The organism is Pseudonocardia sp. EV170527-09 (assembly GCF_008369905.1).
Lineage (GTDB): Bacteria > Actinomycetota > Actinomycetes > Mycobacteriales > Pseudonocardiaceae > Pseudonocardia.
In genome coordinates this window covers 19,790-35,158 of record NZ_VRMC01000026.1, presented here as the reverse complement: position 1 = coordinate 35,158, position 15,369 = coordinate 19,790, and the positions used below count along the sequence as shown (strand labels likewise).

Annotated in this window: 15 protein-coding genes; 6 read left to right on the top strand and 9 right to left on the bottom strand. The window is 73.4% G+C overall.

Translation table 11 applies throughout. From position 1 onward, the window contains the following. Positions 1-141: 141 nt before the first annotated feature. Together FVA95_RS10595 and metG are read right to left on the bottom strand one after the other, a co-directional pair. Positions 142-1,005 (bottom strand): TatD family hydrolase, encoded by an 864-nt coding sequence (locus tag FVA95_RS10595; protein ID WP_149664055.1) that lies wholly within the window; start codon positions 1,003-1,005, stop codon positions 142-144. Then, the gene (gene metG / locus FVA95_RS10590; protein WP_149664054.1) at positions 1,002-2,792 is read right to left on the bottom strand and encodes a methionine--tRNA ligase; all 1,791 of its coding nucleotides are present in this window, start codon (positions 2,790-2,792) and stop codon (positions 1,002-1,004) included. The genes FVA95_RS10595 and metG overlap by 4 nt, the downstream gene beginning before the upstream one ends. 113 nt (positions 2,793-2,905) lie before the next feature. Between metG and FVA95_RS10585 the strand changes: the two genes are divergently transcribed. After that, positions 2,906-3,478, top strand: coding sequence for a TetR/AcrR family transcriptional regulator (locus FVA95_RS10585; protein ID WP_149664053.1), 573 nt, complete (start codon positions 2,906-2,908; stop codon positions 3,476-3,478). A gap of 3 nt (positions 3,479-3,481) precedes the next feature. On the opposite strand, the gene FVA95_RS10580 is transcribed toward FVA95_RS10585, so the two are convergent. Beyond that, on the bottom strand, positions 3,482-5,311 hold the full coding sequence (locus tag FVA95_RS10580; RefSeq protein ID WP_149664052.1) for a glycoside hydrolase family 15 protein: 1,830 nt from the start codon (positions 5,309-5,311) through the stop codon (positions 3,482-3,484). Further along, positions 5,308-6,723 carry a glucose-6-phosphate dehydrogenase gene (gene zwf / locus FVA95_RS10575; protein WP_149664051.1) on the bottom strand — a complete coding sequence of 472 codons (1,416 nt, stop codon included), beginning with the start codon at positions 6,721-6,723 and terminating at the stop codon, positions 5,308-5,310. The genes FVA95_RS10580 and zwf overlap by 4 nt, the downstream gene beginning before the upstream one ends. A gap of 94 nt (positions 6,724-6,817) precedes the next feature. Here zwf and FVA95_RS10570 point away from each other — a divergent pair, with 94 nt between their 5' ends. After that, the gene (locus FVA95_RS10570; RefSeq protein WP_020627555.1) at positions 6,818-7,300 is read left to right on the top strand and encodes a cation:proton antiporter regulatory subunit; all 483 of its coding nucleotides are present in this window, start codon (positions 6,818-6,820) and stop codon (positions 7,298-7,300) included. A gap of 16 nt (positions 7,301-7,316) precedes the next feature. Further along, complete coding sequence (locus FVA95_RS10565) at positions 7,317-8,492, top strand: cation:proton antiporter (protein WP_149664050.1); 1,176 nt, start codon at positions 7,317-7,319, stop codon at positions 8,490-8,492. A 95-nt stretch (positions 8,493-8,587) separates the two neighbouring features. Here FVA95_RS10565 and rsmI read toward each other — a convergent pair whose 3' ends face one another. After that, entirely contained in the window at positions 8,588-9,463 is an 876-nt protein-coding gene (rsmI, locus tag FVA95_RS10560) for a 16S rRNA (cytidine(1402)-2'-O)-methyltransferase (RefSeq protein ID WP_164514851.1), read from the bottom strand. A 25-nt stretch (positions 9,464-9,488) separates the two neighbouring features. On the opposite strand from rsmI, the gene FVA95_RS10555 reads away from it, so the two are divergent. The 3 genes from FVA95_RS10555 (at position 9,489) to FVA95_RS10545 (ending at position 12,700) form a co-directional block, all read left to right on the top strand. Next, complete coding sequence (locus FVA95_RS10555; RefSeq protein WP_149664048.1) at positions 9,489-11,084, top strand: dolichyl-phosphate-mannose--protein mannosyltransferase; 1,596 nt, start codon at positions 9,489-9,491, stop codon at positions 11,082-11,084. A 63-nt stretch (positions 11,085-11,147) separates the two neighbouring features. Next, a complete protein-coding gene (locus tag FVA95_RS10550; RefSeq protein WP_240051399.1) occupies positions 11,148-11,714 on the top strand; it encodes a copper resistance CopC family protein in 567 nt (188 codons plus the stop codon). After that, the gene (locus FVA95_RS10545) at positions 11,645-12,700 is read left to right on the top strand and encodes a CopD family protein (RefSeq protein WP_149664047.1); all 1,056 of its coding nucleotides are present in this window, start codon (positions 11,645-11,647) and stop codon (positions 12,698-12,700) included. Before FVA95_RS10550 ends, FVA95_RS10545 begins: the two co-directional genes overlap by 70 nt. A gap of 76 nt (positions 12,701-12,776) precedes the next feature. Here FVA95_RS10545 and FVA95_RS10540 read toward each other — a convergent pair whose 3' ends face one another. The 4 genes from FVA95_RS10540 to FVA95_RS10525 are packed head-to-tail and all read right to left on the bottom strand — an operon-like array spanning position 12,777 to position 15,347. After that, the gene (locus tag FVA95_RS10540; RefSeq protein WP_161992262.1) at positions 12,777-13,322 is read right to left on the bottom strand and encodes an N-acetyltransferase; all 546 of its coding nucleotides are present in this window, start codon (positions 13,320-13,322) and stop codon (positions 12,777-12,779) included. 4 nt (positions 13,323-13,326) lie between these two features. Continuing rightward, positions 13,327-13,908, bottom strand: coding sequence for a TetR/AcrR family transcriptional regulator (locus FVA95_RS10535; RefSeq protein WP_149664045.1), 582 nt, complete (start codon positions 13,906-13,908; stop codon positions 13,327-13,329). 51 nt (positions 13,909-13,959) lie between these two features. Beyond that, on the bottom strand, positions 13,960-14,151 hold the full coding sequence (locus FVA95_RS10530) for a ferredoxin (RefSeq protein WP_149664044.1): 192 nt from the start codon (positions 14,149-14,151) through the stop codon (positions 13,960-13,962). Then, positions 14,148-15,347: a cytochrome P450 gene (locus FVA95_RS10525; protein ID WP_149664043.1), complete on the bottom strand. Its 1,200-nt coding sequence runs from the start codon at positions 15,345-15,347 to the stop codon at positions 14,148-14,150. Before FVA95_RS10525 ends, FVA95_RS10530 begins: the two co-directional genes overlap by 4 nt. Between the last annotated feature and the right edge of the window lie 22 nt (positions 15,348-15,369).

Genomic DNA, 15,369 nt, shown 5'->3' with positions numbered 1-15,369 from the left:
GCGACCCCGTCCCGGCGGGTACGACGACGGACGTTAGCGGACCGTGACCCGGAGCAGCGTGTCCGACGCGCGCGTGGCGACGAGCGGCCGGGGATCGACGGTGAGTGACGACAACCCCGCCGCTCATCACGGCGGACGGCGTCAATCGGTCGTGCGCAGCCGGAAGATCCGTTCGGCGTTGCGGCGGGCCGTCTCGGCGACCAGGGCCTCGGGCTCCCCGCGGGTCGCGGCGACCCCGCGCACGGTCCACGGCAGCACGTAGGGCTCGTTGGCCCGGCCGCGGTGCGGGTGCGGGGTGAGGAACGGCGCGTCGGTCTCCACGAGGTACTGCCCGGCAGGGACGAGGGCCGCCGCGGTGCGCAGCTCGTCGTTGCGCGTGAAGGTGACCGGGCCGGCGAAGGACAGGACGTACCCGGCGTCGGCGCACTCCCGTGCCATCGCGGCGTCGCCGGAGAAGCAGTGGAAGACCACCGTCTCCGGGGCGCCCTCCTCACGGAGGATCCGCAGGACGTCCTCGTGGGCGTCCCGGTCGTGGATCATCAGCGGCTTGCCGGTGCGCTTGGCCAGCCCGATGTGCCAGCGGAACGCGTCCTGCTGCGCGGCGGGCGGGCTGTGGTCCCAGTAGTAGTCCAGGCCGGTCTCGCCGATCGACACGACACGCTCGTCGGCGGCCAGCCGCTCGATCTCGGCGAGGTCGGCGGCGGTGACCCGCGCCGTCCGGGTGGGGTGCAGCGCGACGGCCGCCCACACCCGGTCGTCGGCGTGCGCGGCCCGGACCGCGGACCGGGCGCCGTCGAGGTCGTCGGCGACGGTGACCGCGCCGACGACGCCGACCGCCGCCGCCCGGTCCATCGCGGCGACGACGTCGGCGTCGGTCTCGCAGCCGCACGCGTCGAGGTGGGTGTGGCTGTCGATCGTGGAGGCGGCGAGCGGCTCGGGCGGCTCGGGGCGGGGACGCCTGCCTGCCGGGGGGCGGTCGGCGCCCCCGCCCGTCGCGGAGCTCACTTCTGGACCGGGGCCCACTCCGGCCCGGTCTCCCCCAGCTCGGGCGCGAGCTTGGCGATGATCGGCGACGGCTTGGCCAGCGGGCGCCCCACCTCGATCGGAGTGGAGCCCCAGTGGGCCTGCTCGGCGGCGTAGTCGCCGGTGAGGACCGGGTAGGCGGGACCGTCGCCGAGGTCGTCGACGGTCGTCTTCTCCGGCTGCGCGGCCCACACCCCGGTGCCGCCGAGCGCCTCGTGCACCTTCTGCGCGGCGTGCGGCAGGAACGGCGTGAGCAGGGTGTTCGCGTCCTGCACGACCTGCAGCGCGGTGTGCAGGATCGTGTCCCGGCGCTCCGGGTCGTCCTTGCGCTTCCACGGCTCCTGGTCCGACAGGTACCGGTTCGCGGCGGTGACCACCCGCATCGCCTCGCCCGCGGCCTGCTTGAACCGGTTCCGGGCGAGCAGCCCGCCGACGGTGTCGAACCCCGCCTTCGAGTACGCGAGCAGGTCGGCGTCGGCCTGCTGCGGCGCCGTCGGGGTCGGGATCGCCCCCACGTTCTTGTGGGCCATCGAGATGGACCGGTTGACCAGGTTGCCCCACTCGTTGGCCAGCTCGAAGTTGACCCGGCGGACGAACTCGTCCCAGGTGAAGTCGACGTCCTGGTTCTCCGGCCCGGCGACGGCGATGTGGTAGCGCAGCGCGTCCGGTCCGAACTCGCGCAGGAAGTCCCCGACGTAGATGACGGTGCCGCGGCTGGTCGAGAACTTCGACCCGCTCATCGTCAGGTACTCCGAGGACACGACCTCGCTGGGCAGGTCCAGCGTCCCGTACGGGCCGGGCTCGCCGCCGCGGTCACCCGCGCCGTTCTGCCCGAGCAGGATCGCCGGCCACATCACCGAGTGGAAGGTGATGTTGTCCTTGCCCATGAAGTAGAAGGCCTCGGCGGCCGGGTCGGTCCACCACTGCTTCCATGCGTCCGGGTCCGGGCCGCGGCGGGCCCACTCCACCGAGGTGGACAGGTAGCCGATGACGGCGTCGAACCAGACGTAGATCTTCTTGAGCGGGTTGTCCGACCAGACGTCGAGCGGCACGGGCACGCCCCACTCCAGGTCGCGGGTGATGGCGCGCGGCTTGAGGTTCTCCACGAGGTTGGCGGAGAACCGGAGCACGTTGGGACGCCAGTCGGTGCGGGTCGACAGCCAGCTCCCGAGCGCCTCGGAGAAGGCGGGCAGATCGAGGAAGAAGTGCTCGGTCTCGACGAACTTCGGCGTCTCCCCGTTGATCCGCGAGCGCGGGTTCTTGAGGTCGGCCGGGTCGAGCTGGTTGCCGCAGTTGTCGCACTGGTCGCCACGGGCGCCGTCGTAGCCGCAGATGGGGCAGGTGCCCTCGATGTAGCGGTCGGGCAGGGTGCGGCCGGTGGACGGGCTGATCGCGCCCAGCTGGGTCTTCGGGACGACGTAGCCGTTCTTGTACAGCGCGGTGAACATGTCCTGCACGACGCGGTAGTGGTTCGACGTCGTGGTCCGGGTGAACAGGTCGTAGCTCAGCCCGAGACCCTGCAGGTCGTCGGTGATCACGTCGTTGTACTTGTCGGCGAGCTGGCGCGGGGTCAGCCCCTCGGCGTCGGCCTGGACCTGGATCGGGGTGCCGTGCTCGTCGGTGCCGGACACCATCAGCACCCGGTCCCCCGCCATCCGCCGGTACCGGGCGAACACGTCGGAGGGCACACCGAAGCCGGACACGTGGCCGATGTGCCGGGGGCCGTTGGCGTAGGGCCACGCCACGGCGGTCAGCACGGCTTTGCTCATGCCCTCCAGCGTATTCATCGACGCCACCACGTTCTGCGGCGGCACATCACCAAAGATGGGGATAGACCCCGTATCCGGAGGTCGGGGGGCCGGGCGGTGCCATAGTGGCGCCCATGGACCGGTGTGAACAGGAGCGCGAGGCACTCCTCGACGCGGCCCTGCAGCAGTGGGCGGACGGCGGCTGGACGGCCGTCGACCCGCGGGAGGCCGTGCGCCGATCGGGGGTCCCGGCCTCCTGCGCGGCCGAGTTCACCTCGGGCGCCGAGCTCGTCTGCGCGGTGTTCGACCACATCGTCGACGAACGCTCGGCGAACATGCTGCAGTCCTTCGCCGAGGCGGCCGCCGCCGGCAGCTCCCCCATCGACCGGTTCCGGGTCATGACGACGGTGATGCTCGACGACGTCGTCCGGGACCCGCGCCGCGCCGTCGTCCTCGCCGACGCGGTCGGCTGCGCGCCGCTGGTGGCGCGGCGCCGCAGCGCCAACCGCGGGTTCGCCGAGATCGTCGCCTCCCAGCCGGTCGGCGACGGCGTCGAGCCGGACGACCTGCGCCTGGCCGGGCACTTCGTCATCGGCGGGCTCGCCGAGATCGTCCTGGCCTGCGTCGACCCGGACAGTCCGGTGGACCGGGAGCGGGCCATCGAGCACGGCGCCAAGCTGCTCGAGGCCTGCGCGACCACCCGCTGAGGTTCAGCCCAGCGCCCGGTCCAGGTTGATCGCGGAGCTGATCAGCGACAGGTGGGTGAACGCCTGCGGGAAGTTGCCCAGCTGCTCCCCGGTCAGGCCGATCTCCTCGGCGTAGAGACCCAGGTGGTTGCCGTAGGAGAACATCTTCTCCAGCGCGATCCGGGCCTGCTCGAGGCGCCCCGCCCTGGTCATCGCCTCGACGTTCCAGAACGAGCACATCGAGGACGTGCCCTCCTCGCCGTCGAGGCCGTCGGGCGAGTCCTCGACGTCGTAGCGGAACACCAGGGTGTCGACCACGAGGTCATCGTTGATCGCGTCCAGGGTCGCGAGGAACCGCGGTTCGGTGGGCGCGCAGAACTTCACCATCGGCATGAGCAGCACCGCCGCGTCCAGCGTGCGGGCGCCGTAGCGCTGCACGAACGACCCGCGCGGCGGCACGTCGGGGTCCCAGCCACGGTCCATGATCTGGTGGTAGATCTCGTCGCGGGTGGCGGTCCAGGCCCCGACGTCGCCGGGCAGGCCGCGCCGGCGCGCCATCCGGATCATCCGCTCGACCGCGACCCAGCACATGAGCCGGGAGAACACGTGGTCCTGGCGGCCGGCACGGGTCTCCCAGATGCCCTCGTCGGGCGAGTCCCAGTGCTCGCGCAGCCAGTCGAGGATCGTGCAGAGGTTCGTCCAGTCCTCGTGGCCGACGCCGTCGCCGTACTTGTCGTACAGGTAGACCGAGTCGATGATCTCGCCGTAGATGTCGAGCTGCAGCTGCGCCGAGGCGCCGTTGCCGGCGAGCACCGGGCGCGAGCCGCGGTAGCCCTCGAGGTGGTCGAGCTCCACCTCGTCGGGGGTCTCGTCGCCGTCGATCGTGTACATGACGCGGAGCGGGCCCTGGTCGCCGTCGCGGGTGCTCCCGAAGCGTCCGGACAGCCACGCGATGAACGCGCCGGCCTCCTCGGTGAACCCGAGCCGCAGCAACGCGTAGAGGGTGAAGGCGGCGTCGCGCATCCAGACGTAGCGGTAGTCCCAGTTCCGCTCGCCGCCGAGCTGCTCGGGCAGCCCCATCGTCGGCGACGCGATCACCGCGCCGGTCGGCTCGTGGGTGAGCAGCTTGAGGGTGAGCGCGGAGCGGTGCACGCGCTCGCGCCACCGCCCGGTGTACGACGAGTGCGCCAGCCAGTCCTTCCAGAACGCGACCGTCCCGGTGAACAGGGCCTCCGCGGCGTCGTCGCAGGCGGTGGGCTCCTCGGCCGCGTCGACCTCCAGCACGAACACCTCGGTGCGCCCCTCGGCCGTGCGGAACTCCGCTCCCGCGGCGTGGTCGGTGATCTCCAGCTCCACCGACGACGTCAGGTCCAGCGTGACGCCGCTGCCGGTGAACCGGATGCCGGCGCCGGCGGTCTCCACCTTCGGGGTCTCGCGGGCATAGTCCGGCCGGGGCACGACCTCGACCGCCATCGGCACCGAGCCGCGGACGCCGGTGACCCGCCGGACCAGGCGCTGGCGGTGGTCCGGGTCGTGCGGGCGCAGCAGGGACATGAAGTCCTGCACCTCGACGATGCCGTCGGAGGTGAGGAACCGGGTGATGAGGATGGTGGAGTCGGGGTAGTAGAACTGCTGCTGGCTGGCGAGCTCGGTCTCGTCGACGCAGGGCGCGAGCCGCCAGTGCCCGCCGCGGCCGGCGTCGAGCAGCGAGGCGAACACGCTGGGCGCGTCGAACCGGCCGGGACAGAACCAGTCGACGGTGCCGTCGGTGCCGACCAGTGCCGCGGAGCGCAGGTCCCCGACGATCCCGTGCTCGGCGATCGGCAGCTGGTCGCCGGAGCGCGTGGGACTCACTCCGGCACCCGCCAGCCACGAGGGCCGGGCAGTTCGAGCGCGTCCTGCGGGCCCCACGAGCCGTCGTCGTAGGTCTGGGTCGGGGGCGGGTCGGCGAGCACCGGGTCGCACAGCTCCCAGAGCCGCTCGACCTCCTCGGTGGTGGTGAACAGGGTGCGGTCGCCCTTCATCACGTCCAGGAGCAGCCGCTCGTAGGCCTCCAGGGCGTCGTCGGGGTCGCCGACGCCGTCGAGGTCCAGCCGCATCCGGCCGCGGCCGACCTTCAGTTCCGGGCCGGGCACCTTCGCCCGCACGTCGAGCTCGGCGGTGACCTGGTCGGCCAGCTCGACGACCAGCTCGGTCGGGGCGCTGCCGGTGGCGGCGCCGGTGAACGAGCCGCCCGGGAACATCGTCAGCGCCGGCTCGTCGAAGCCGATGGTGACGGTGCGCCGGGTCGCGCCCATCTTCTTCCCGGTGCGCAGGAAGAACGGGACCCCGAACCAGCGCCAGTTGTCGACGTAGGCCTCCAGCGCGACGAACGTCTCGGACTCCGAGTCGTCCGCGACCCCGTCCTCGTCGCGGTAGGAGGCGTACTGGCCGAACACCACCCGCGACGGGTCGAGCCGCCGGACGGAGTGGAAGACCTTCGCCTTCTCCGCGTGCAGCGCGTCCGGAGCGATCTCGTACGGCGGCTCCAGCGCCACGAACCCGAGGATCTGGAACAGGTGGGTGGAGATCATGTCCCGGAACGTGCCGGTGGACTCCATGAACGACGCCCGGCCCTCGATCCCGATCTCCTCGGGGACGTCGATCTGCACGTAGCGGATGTTCTGCCGGTTCCAGACCGGCTCGAACAGGCCGTTGGCGAAGCGCAGCGCGAGGATGTTCTGCACCGACTCCTTGCCCAGGAAGTGGTCGATGCGGAAGATGTCGGCCTCGTCGTAGACGTCCTTCAGGCCCGCGTTGAGCTCCTTCGCGGACTCCAGGTCGGTGCCGAACGGCTTCTCCAGCACCAGCCGGGAACGCTCGGCGAGGCCGGTCTTCCCCAGCATCGCGACCATCGGGGTCATCGCCGTCGGCGGCACGGACAGATAGACGAGCCGGCGGACGTCGGCGCCGCCACCGGCCAGCTCCTTCTCGGCGGCGAGGACGGCGTCGGCGAGGTCGGCGCCGTCGTCGGCGTCGGAGACGACGAAGCTCAGCCGGGGCGCGAAGTCGTCCCAGCCGGTGTCGTCGGGCAGGGCGCCGCGGATGCGGTCGCGGAACTCGTCGTCGGAGCCGGGCGAGTGCCGACCGGACCCGATCACCCGGAAGTCCTCGGGGAGCAGCCCCTCGTTCTGCAGGTGGAGCAGACCCGGGAAGAGCTTGCGCTTCGCGAGGTCGCCGGTGGCGCCGAACAGCACGATCACGTGTGGGGGCAGGTCCGAAGGCATGGTCCCGGGCTACCCCCGCCCGGGCCCGGCCATTCGGCGGCCCGGTCACGAGCGTGTTTCCACCGGCCGGTCCGCGCGGCGTACCGTTGCAGGTGTGAACGTCGACGTGACGCCGCTGCCCGGGATCGGGGTGCGGAAGGAGATCGAACTGCGCAACGGCCGCAGGGTCGGGGTCATCGCGCACCGCGACGGGAAGGTCGACCTGATCCTCTCCCGTGCCGACGACCCGGACGCCTGCGTCGCCGAGCTGCCGCTGACCACCGAGGAGGCGGGCGCCCTGGCGAACCTGCTCGGCGCCCCGCAGCTGGTCAACCAGCTGAAGGACGAGCACGCGGACGTGCCGGGCATCACCACCCGCAAGATGCCGATCAAGCTCAACAGCCCGTTCGACGGCCGCCCGCTGGGCGACACCGCGCTGCGCACCCGCACCCAGGTCTCGGTGGTCGCCATCATGCGTGCGGGCCAGGTGATCCCGTCGCCGACCCCGGCCCACGTGCTGGCCGCCGGGGACATCGTGATCGCCGTGGGCACGGCCGAGAAGCTGGAGCAGGCCGCCGACATCCTCGCCCACGGCTGAGGCCGCCTCGCAAGCCGTGGACCACACCGCACTGGAACTGCTGGAGCTCGGCGCCGTCTTCTTCGGGCTCGGCCTGCTGGGCAGGCTCGCCCAGCGGATCGGCCTGTCCCCCATCCCGCTCTACCTGCTCGGCGGCCTCGCGTTCGGCGCGGGCGGGATCATCCCGCTCGGCGACATCGGTGACTTCACCTCGCTCGCCGGCGAGGTCGGCGTCGTGCTGCTGCTCCTGCTGCTCGGGTTGGAGTACTCGGCGGTCGAGCTGGTCACCGGGCTGAAGCGGTCCTGGACCGCCGGGATCGTCGACATCGTGCTCAACGCCGCGCCGGGCGTCGCGGTCGCGCTGATCCTGGGCTGGGGCGTGGTCGGGGCGATGGTGCTGGGCGGGGTCACCTACATCTCCTCCTCCGGGATCGTCGCGAAGGTCCTGTCGGACCTGGGCCGCCTCGGCAACCGGGAGACGCCGGTGGTGCTGTCGGTGCTCGTGTTCGAGGACCTCGTGATGGCGCTGTACCTGCCGATCCTCACCGCGCTGCTGCTCGGCGTGACGCTCTGGGGCGGGGTCAGCGCCGTCGCGGTGTCGCTCGCGGTGATCTCCGTGGTGCTGGTGGTCGCGCTGCGCTACGGCCGCTACGTCTCCGCGGTCGTCGACTCCGACGACCGCGAGGTCTTCCTGCTCAAGGTGCTCGGTGCCGCGCTGCTGGTCGCCGGGTTCGCCCAGGCGATGCAGGTGTCGGCGGCGGTCGGCGCGTTCCTGCTGGGCATCGCGATCTCCGGCTCGACCGCGGAGAACGCCACCAAGCTGCTGGAACCGCTGCGCGACCTGTTCGCCGCGGTGTTCTTCGTGGTGTTCGGGCTCTCGACCGACCCGCGGGCGATCCCGCCGGTGCTCGGCTGGGCACTGGTGCTCGCCGTCTCGACCACGGCCACCAAGTACGCGACGGGCTGGTGGGCGGCGAAGCGGGCGCGGATCGGGCGGATGGGCCGGGCCCGCGCCGGTGCGGTGCTCATCGCCCGCGGCGAGTTCTCGATCGTCATCGCCGGGCTCGCCGTCGGCTACGCGGCCGTCCCCGCCGAGCTGTCCGCGCTGGCCACGGCGTACGTGCTGATCATGGCGGTGCTCGGCCCGATCGCCGCGCGCTACGTCGAGCCGGTCATGCGGGCGATCCCGACGCGCACCCCCGCGACCGCCTGACCGCCCGCCCCGCCCTTCCCGGCCCGCTGCCGCACCCCACCGGGGGGCGTCGCACCCGCCGCGGAGGGTGCGGTGACCGCGCGCGGAGTGCGGCGTCAGTCCCGGGCGGCGAGGGTCGCGTTGTAGAGGTCCCGCTTCGGCACGCCCGCGGCCTCGGCGACGGCGGCGACGGCGTCCTTGAGGCGCTCGCCGTCGTCGGTGCGCTCGCGGACGGCGTCGACCAGGGACTCCACCGGCGGCGCCTCGCGGGCCTCGGCACCGGCCAGCACCACGGTCACCTCACCGAGCACGTCGCCGGACGTCGCCCAGGCGTGCAGCTCGGCCAGGGTGCCGCGCACGACCTGCTCGTGGGTCTTGGTCAGCTCCCGGCACACCGCGGCACGGCGGGTCTCCCCCAGCACGGCGACGGCGTCGGCGAGGGTGTCCGCGGTCCGCCGCGGGGACTCGAAGAACACCACGGCGCGGCGCTCGTCGCGCAGCGTCTCCAGCCACCGGCGGCGCTCGCCGGAGCGGCGCGGCGGGAAGCCGTCGAAGCAGAACCGCTCGCACGGCAGCCCGGACAGGACCAGCGCGGTGGTCACCGCGGACGGGCCGGGCGCGCAGGTGACCGGCAGGTCCTCCGCGGCGGCCGCGGCGACGAGGCGGTAGCCCGGGTCGGAGACGGCGGGCATGCCGGCGTCGGACACCACCAGCACGGTCGCGCCGTCACGGACCGCGGACAGCAGGCCGGGCAGCCGCTCGGCCTCGACGGCGTCGTAGTGGCTGACGATCCGGCCCGTGTAGGTGACCGGCAGCGCCGCGGCGAGGGTCCGGAACCGGCGGGTGTCCTCGGCGGCGATGACGTCGGCGGTCGCGATGAGCTCCCGCAGCCGCGGCGAGGCGTCCCGCGGGTCGCCCAGCGGGGTCGCCGCCAGGACCAGGCGACCGGTCGTCGTGGCCGTGTCGGGCGTGGAGTCGGGGGCGGGAGTCACGTCGGCCAGCCTACGATCGGACGCGATGGCCACCACGAGCGCCGATGCCGGGAGCCGGGTCGCCGGAGCGGCACCCGAACCCGGTCTGACCCCGCGCGGCACCCCGCCACCGCTGCGCCGCGCCGATCCCGGCCCGGTGGCGCGGCTCGGCGCCCCGCCGCCGTCGGACCGGCTGCGGGGCTGGCTGGTCACCGCGGGGGTGGTGCTGGTCGCGGCACTGCTGCGCTTCTACGACCTGGGTGAGCCCACCGACCGCGGAACGCCCGTCTTCGACGAGAAGCACTACGTCCCGCAGGCCTGGGACATGGTCCGCAACGGCGGGGTGGAGAGCAACCCCGGCTACGAGAAGATCGTCCACCCGCCGCTGGCGAAACAGCTGATCGCGCTGGGCCAGATGGTCTTCGGCTACGACGGCGTCGGCTGGCGGGCCTCGGCCGCGCTGGCCGGGGTGCTCACCGTGCTGCTCGTCGTCCGGGCCGGACGGCGCCTCACCCGCTCGACGGCGCTGGGCGGGCTCGCCGGGCTGCTGCTGTGCGCCGACGGGCTGTCGCACGTGCAGTCGCGGATGGGGATGCTCGACGTCTTCTCCGCGCTGTTCGTGGTGGCCGCGTTCGCCGCACTGCTCGCCGACCGCGACGACGTCCGCGGCCGGATGGCACGCGTCGTCGCGCAGGGGCGGGTCGACGACACCGTGTGGGGCCCGCGCTGGGGTGTGCGCTGGTGGCGGGTGGCCGCGGGTGTCTCGCTCGGCCTGGCGTGCGCGGTGAAGTGGAACGGCGCCTATTACGTCGCCGCGTTCGGCCTCCTGTGCGTGCTGTGGGACGTCTCGGTGCGCCGCCGCGCCGGGGTCGCCCGGCCGTGGGTGGGGACGATGGTGCGCGACGTCGCCCCCGCGCTGTGGGCGCTCGTCCTGATCCCGGCGCTGACCTACCTCGGGTCCTGGTGGGCGTGGTTCGGCAGCGAGACCGGCATCGACCGCCACGAGGTCGGCCGGGAGATCGGCACCGGCGGGGCGTTCGCCTGGGTGCCCGACGCCCTGCGGTCGCTCTGGTACTACCACGGTCAGGTCCTCGCCTTCCACGAGAACCTGACGACCCAGTCCGCCGGGGCGCACCCGTGGGAGTCCAAGCCCTGGACCTGGCCGATGGGGCTGCGGCCGATGCTCTACCGCTACGCCGACGACGCGACCGGCTGCGGGGAGACCGACTGCGTCTCCGCGGTGATGCTGATCGGCACCCCCGCGCTGTGGTGGCCGGCGATCCCGGTGCTGCTCTGGGGCCTGTGGCGGGCGGTGACCCGGGTCGACTGGCGGTGGGCCGCGGTCCTCGTCGGCTACGGCGCCGGGTTCGTCCCGTGGTTCTTCAACATCGACCGGCAGATGTACTTCTTCTACATGATGCCGGTGGTGCCGTTCCTGGTCCTGGGTGTCGTGCTGGCGATGGGGCAGATGCTGGGCCACTCCCGGATGAGCGCGCGCCGGCGCCGCAACGGGCTGCTCGTCGTCGCGACGTGGGTGGCGCTGATCGGGGTCAACTTCGTGTGGCTGTGGCCGATCCTGGTCGGCGACCCGATCACCGCGGCGCACTGGCAGGCCGAGCTGTGGCTGCCGTCCTGGCGCTGACCGCTGTTGCTCCGTCCGGGTGACATCGGGAACCGTCGCGGCCGGTACGACGACCGACCGGGCGTGAGCCCCGTTCTGCGCCGCCTCGCGGTCGCCCTCCCCGCCGTGCTGCTCGCCCTCGTCGTCGGGGCCGCGCCGGCCTGGGCGCACACCGAGCTCGAGTCCAGCAGTTCCGCCGCGAACGCGCAGGTCGGCACCGCGCCGACGTCGGTGTCGCTGACCTTCTCCGAGGAGATCGCGGCCGCCGACGCCACCGTCTCGGTGACCGGCCCAGGCGGCACCGACTACGCGGCGGGCCCCGCCACCGGCGACGGCGCCACCCTCACCGTGCCGCTGCGCCCGCTCGGTGCGGCCGGCGGCTACACGATCACCTACCGGGTGGTCTCCGACGACGGCCACCCCGTCTCGGGCACGGTGCCGTTCACCCTCACCTCCGCCGGGCCGGGCGCGGCCGCCACGACCGCGGCGCCCACCGCCGGAGCACCGACGGCCCCCGCGCCGGGCACCACGCCGCAGAACGCCCCCACCGCGGCCGACGACGGCGGCGCCCCGGTCTGGCCGTGGGTGGTGCTCGCGGTCGTCGTGGTCGGGGGCGGGGCCGTGTTCGCACTGCGCCGGTCGCGGGCCTGACCATCGACGGCGTCTCCCCCGGCGACACCCCGCCCGGCGGCGGCCCCCGCGACCCGGCGCGCGAACCCGCGCCCGCGGTCGCCGGGTGGGTCGCGGTGCTGGTGGGGGCGGCGGTCGTGGTCGCCGGGACCGCCGGCGGCATCGGGCCGGACGGCATCGCGCTCGACCTGGCACAGACCGTCGTGCGGGCCGCGGCGGACCTGGCCGCGGTCGTCGCGGCGGGGGCGGCACTGCTCACGCTGCTCGCACCGGACCGTGTCCCCGGTGCCGACCGGGTGCTCACGACGGTCGCCCCGCTGTGGCTCGGGGTGCTGCTGGTCGAGACGTTCGTGCGGGGCGCGGTCGTGTCCGGGCGCGGGCTCGCCGACGTGCGCGGGCCGGACCTGCTGGAGTTCCTGACCGGCCCGCGCGCCGGGACCGGTCAGCTGGTGGCGCTGGCCGCGCTGCTCGCGCTGATCGGCGTCGCAGGATCACGGCCGGCCCGGCCGGGTGCCGGCCCGGGACCCGCGGTGCTGGCCCTGGTCGTGGTCGTCGTCGCGGCGGCGGCGCCCGCGGCGACCGGGCACACCGCCGCGTCGACGGTCGCCGCGTACGCGGTACCCGCGGTCGTCGCCCACGTCGCGGCGGCGCTGCTGTGGGTGGGAGGGCTCGGCGCGCTGCTGGTCACCGCTCGCGACCCCGGCGTGCGCACCGCCGCACTGCCCCGGTTCTCCCGGCTCGCGCTCGGTGCCGTCGTCGTGCTCGGGGTGTCCGGGCTGCTCGCCGCGACCGCGCGGCTCTCCTCGCCCGTCGACCTGGTCACGACGGCCTACGGCGGGCTCGTCGGGGTGAAGATGGCGCTGCTGGCCGGCGCCGCCCTGCTGGGCGGTGCGACGCGGGCCCGGCTGCGCGCGGGGCGGCTGCCGGTACTCGGCTGGGCTGCGGTGGAGGTGCTCGTTCTGGCCGCGGCGAACGGGGTCGCCGCGACCCTCACCCACACCGCCTGAGGTCGGCGCGCCGCCGTGGGACAGGAACCGTGACGGGCAGGTGCAGCACGCGGCCCCCGGCATCGGCCCGACCGGCTCACCCGCCGCCGAGGGGCCGGAACATCCGGAGCGACCACAGCCCGTCGGACACCTCCGAGGTGTGCATCGGGACGCGGCCACGCTCGACGAACCCCCGCGCCCGGTAGAAGGGGACACCCCGGTCGTTGCCCTCCGCGACGCTCACCCACATCTCACGGGCTCCGTGGTCACGCAGCTGCACGGTGACGTGGTCGAGCAGCCGGGTGCCGATCCCCTCGCCCCGGCGGTCCGGATCGAGATAGAGGACGTAGAGCTCGCCGACGCCCTCGCCGGTGATCGCGCCGCCGGCCGCGCCGAGCACCGAGCCGCGTTCGCCCGGAGACCCCGCGGCGGCGACCACGTAACCCAGCCAGTGCGGCGGGGCGGGGGCGACCTCGGACCGGACGCGGTCCTCGTCGTAGAAGCGGGTGATCACGTCCTCGACGAACGACGACGGCAGCAGGTCGCGGTAGGTGGCCCGGTAGGCACGGGTGCAGACGTCGGCGATACCGGGCGCGTCGGCAGCGACGGCAGCGCGGATCACGTGCCGGGGGCTGCGGGCCACGACCTCACCCGCCCGACGGGTCACGCCGACGTAGCCCGTCCAGCACGAGGGTCACGACGCCGTCGGCCTCGACCCGCCACCCGGGACGCGCATGGGCGGCGCCGATGCCGTGCAGCGCCATCATCACCGCACCGGCATCGACGTCGTCGCGCAGGGACCCCTCCGCCACGCCGGCGGCCACCAGCTCGGCCACGGCGATCTCGAGCTCGCGCCCGCTCGCGGCGGGGCTGCCGGAGTCTGCGGATATGAGCGTGGCCAGCGTGCAGGCCAGACCGTGGTGGGCGTCGATGTGGTCGATCATCTCCCGCAGGAACACCGCCAGCGCCTCATCCGCGGACCGCGTCGTCAGCAGGTGCCGAGCCCGGGAGCTCAGGGTGGCGATCTCGGAGTGGTAGACCGCCTCGGCCAACGCCTCGCGGGTGGGGAAGTTCCGGTAGAGCGTGCCGGTGCCGACCCCGGCCAGCCCGGCGAGATCGTCGAACCGCATGTCGAAGAACCGGCCGGCGTCGAAGACCTCGCGAGCTGCGGCGACGATCGCCTCGCGGTTCCGCCGGGCGTCGGCGCGCAGCGGCTTCTCGATGGTCACACGGCACCTCACGTCGAGGGTGGAGATCGTCTTCCCATCGTGCCCCACCCCTCATTCACAGGACAGAGCCTGGGCCGGGCAGAGGTGCGCCGCCGCACGAGCCGACTCGACCGAGCCGGGGTCCGGGCTCGGCACCCGGACGATCACCATCCCGTCGTCGTCCTGGTCGAAGAGGGCGGGCGCGGTGAGTACGCACTGGCCTGCGCCGACGCACCTGTCGGTGTCCGCGACGATCTTCGTCACCAGGTCACCGGGAGCCGGTGCAGACCGAAGATGGCCGCGTCGTCCTTGAAGGGCAGCTCGTCGACGTCGGTGGCGAGCGCGAGGGTGGGGATGCGGCGGAACAGGGTGTCGAACACGATCTGCAGCTCCATCCGGGCCAGGTTCTGCCCCAGGCACTGGTGTGGCCCGAACCCGAAGGCGACGTGGTGGCGGGCGCCGCGTTCGATGTCCAGCTCGTCGGGGTCAGTGAACGCCCGCGGGTCGCGGTTCGCCGAGTACGTCAGCGCCAGCACCCCCTCGCCCGCACGGATCAGCTGCCCGCCGATCTCGACGTCCTCGACGCACAGCCGTGCCGTCGCCGCGTCCACGATCGTGAAGTACCGCAGCATCTCCTCGACCGCGGCGACGGTCCTGGTGGGATCGGCGCGGATCAACGCGAGCTGCTCGGGATCACGCAGGAACGCCACCGTCGACAGCGAGATCATGTTCGCCGTCGTCTCGTGCCCCGCCACGAGCAGCAGGATTCCCATGCCCACCAGGGCCGGCCGACGGTAGGAGCCCTGCTCGCGCAGGGTGCGGATCTGCCGCCCGAGCAGGTCGTCCGGCGGGTCGGTCTCCTTCTCCGCGATCAACTCGCCCAGGTAGTCGCGCAGGGCGGAGAGGGCGGCGGCCCGCTCCAGCGGTGGCGTCCCCCGGGCGATCAGCGCGGTCGACCTCTCCTGGAAGAACGCGTGCGCAGAGTAGGGAACGCCGAGCAGCTCGCAGATCACGAGCGACGGGATCGGCAGCGACAGCTCCTCGACCAGGTCGGCGGGCCGAGGCCCGGCCAGCACCGCGTCGATCCGCTCGTCGACGATCTCCTGGACCCGTGCCCGCAGCGCCTCGGTCCGGCGCACGGTGAACTCGCCGAGCACCGCTCGGCGGGCAACCGAGTGCTCGGGCGCATCCATGCTGATCAGCGTGGGCTCCTCGTCGGGACGCTTGGCCGCGGCTGCACCCGCCGTCAGCTCCGGGAAGTCCGGATGCCGACGGTCGGAGCTGAACCGGCGGTCGTTGAGCACGGTGCGGACGTCCTCGTGCCGGCTGACCACCCACGCACGCCCACCGTCGGGCAGCCGGACCTGGGCGACCGGCTCCTCCTCGCGGATCCTCGCGTACGCCGGTGGCGGAGCGAACGGGCAGGTACGGGACTGCGGGAACTCGTCGACGGTCGTCATGCTGTCCTCCGGGACGTGGGTG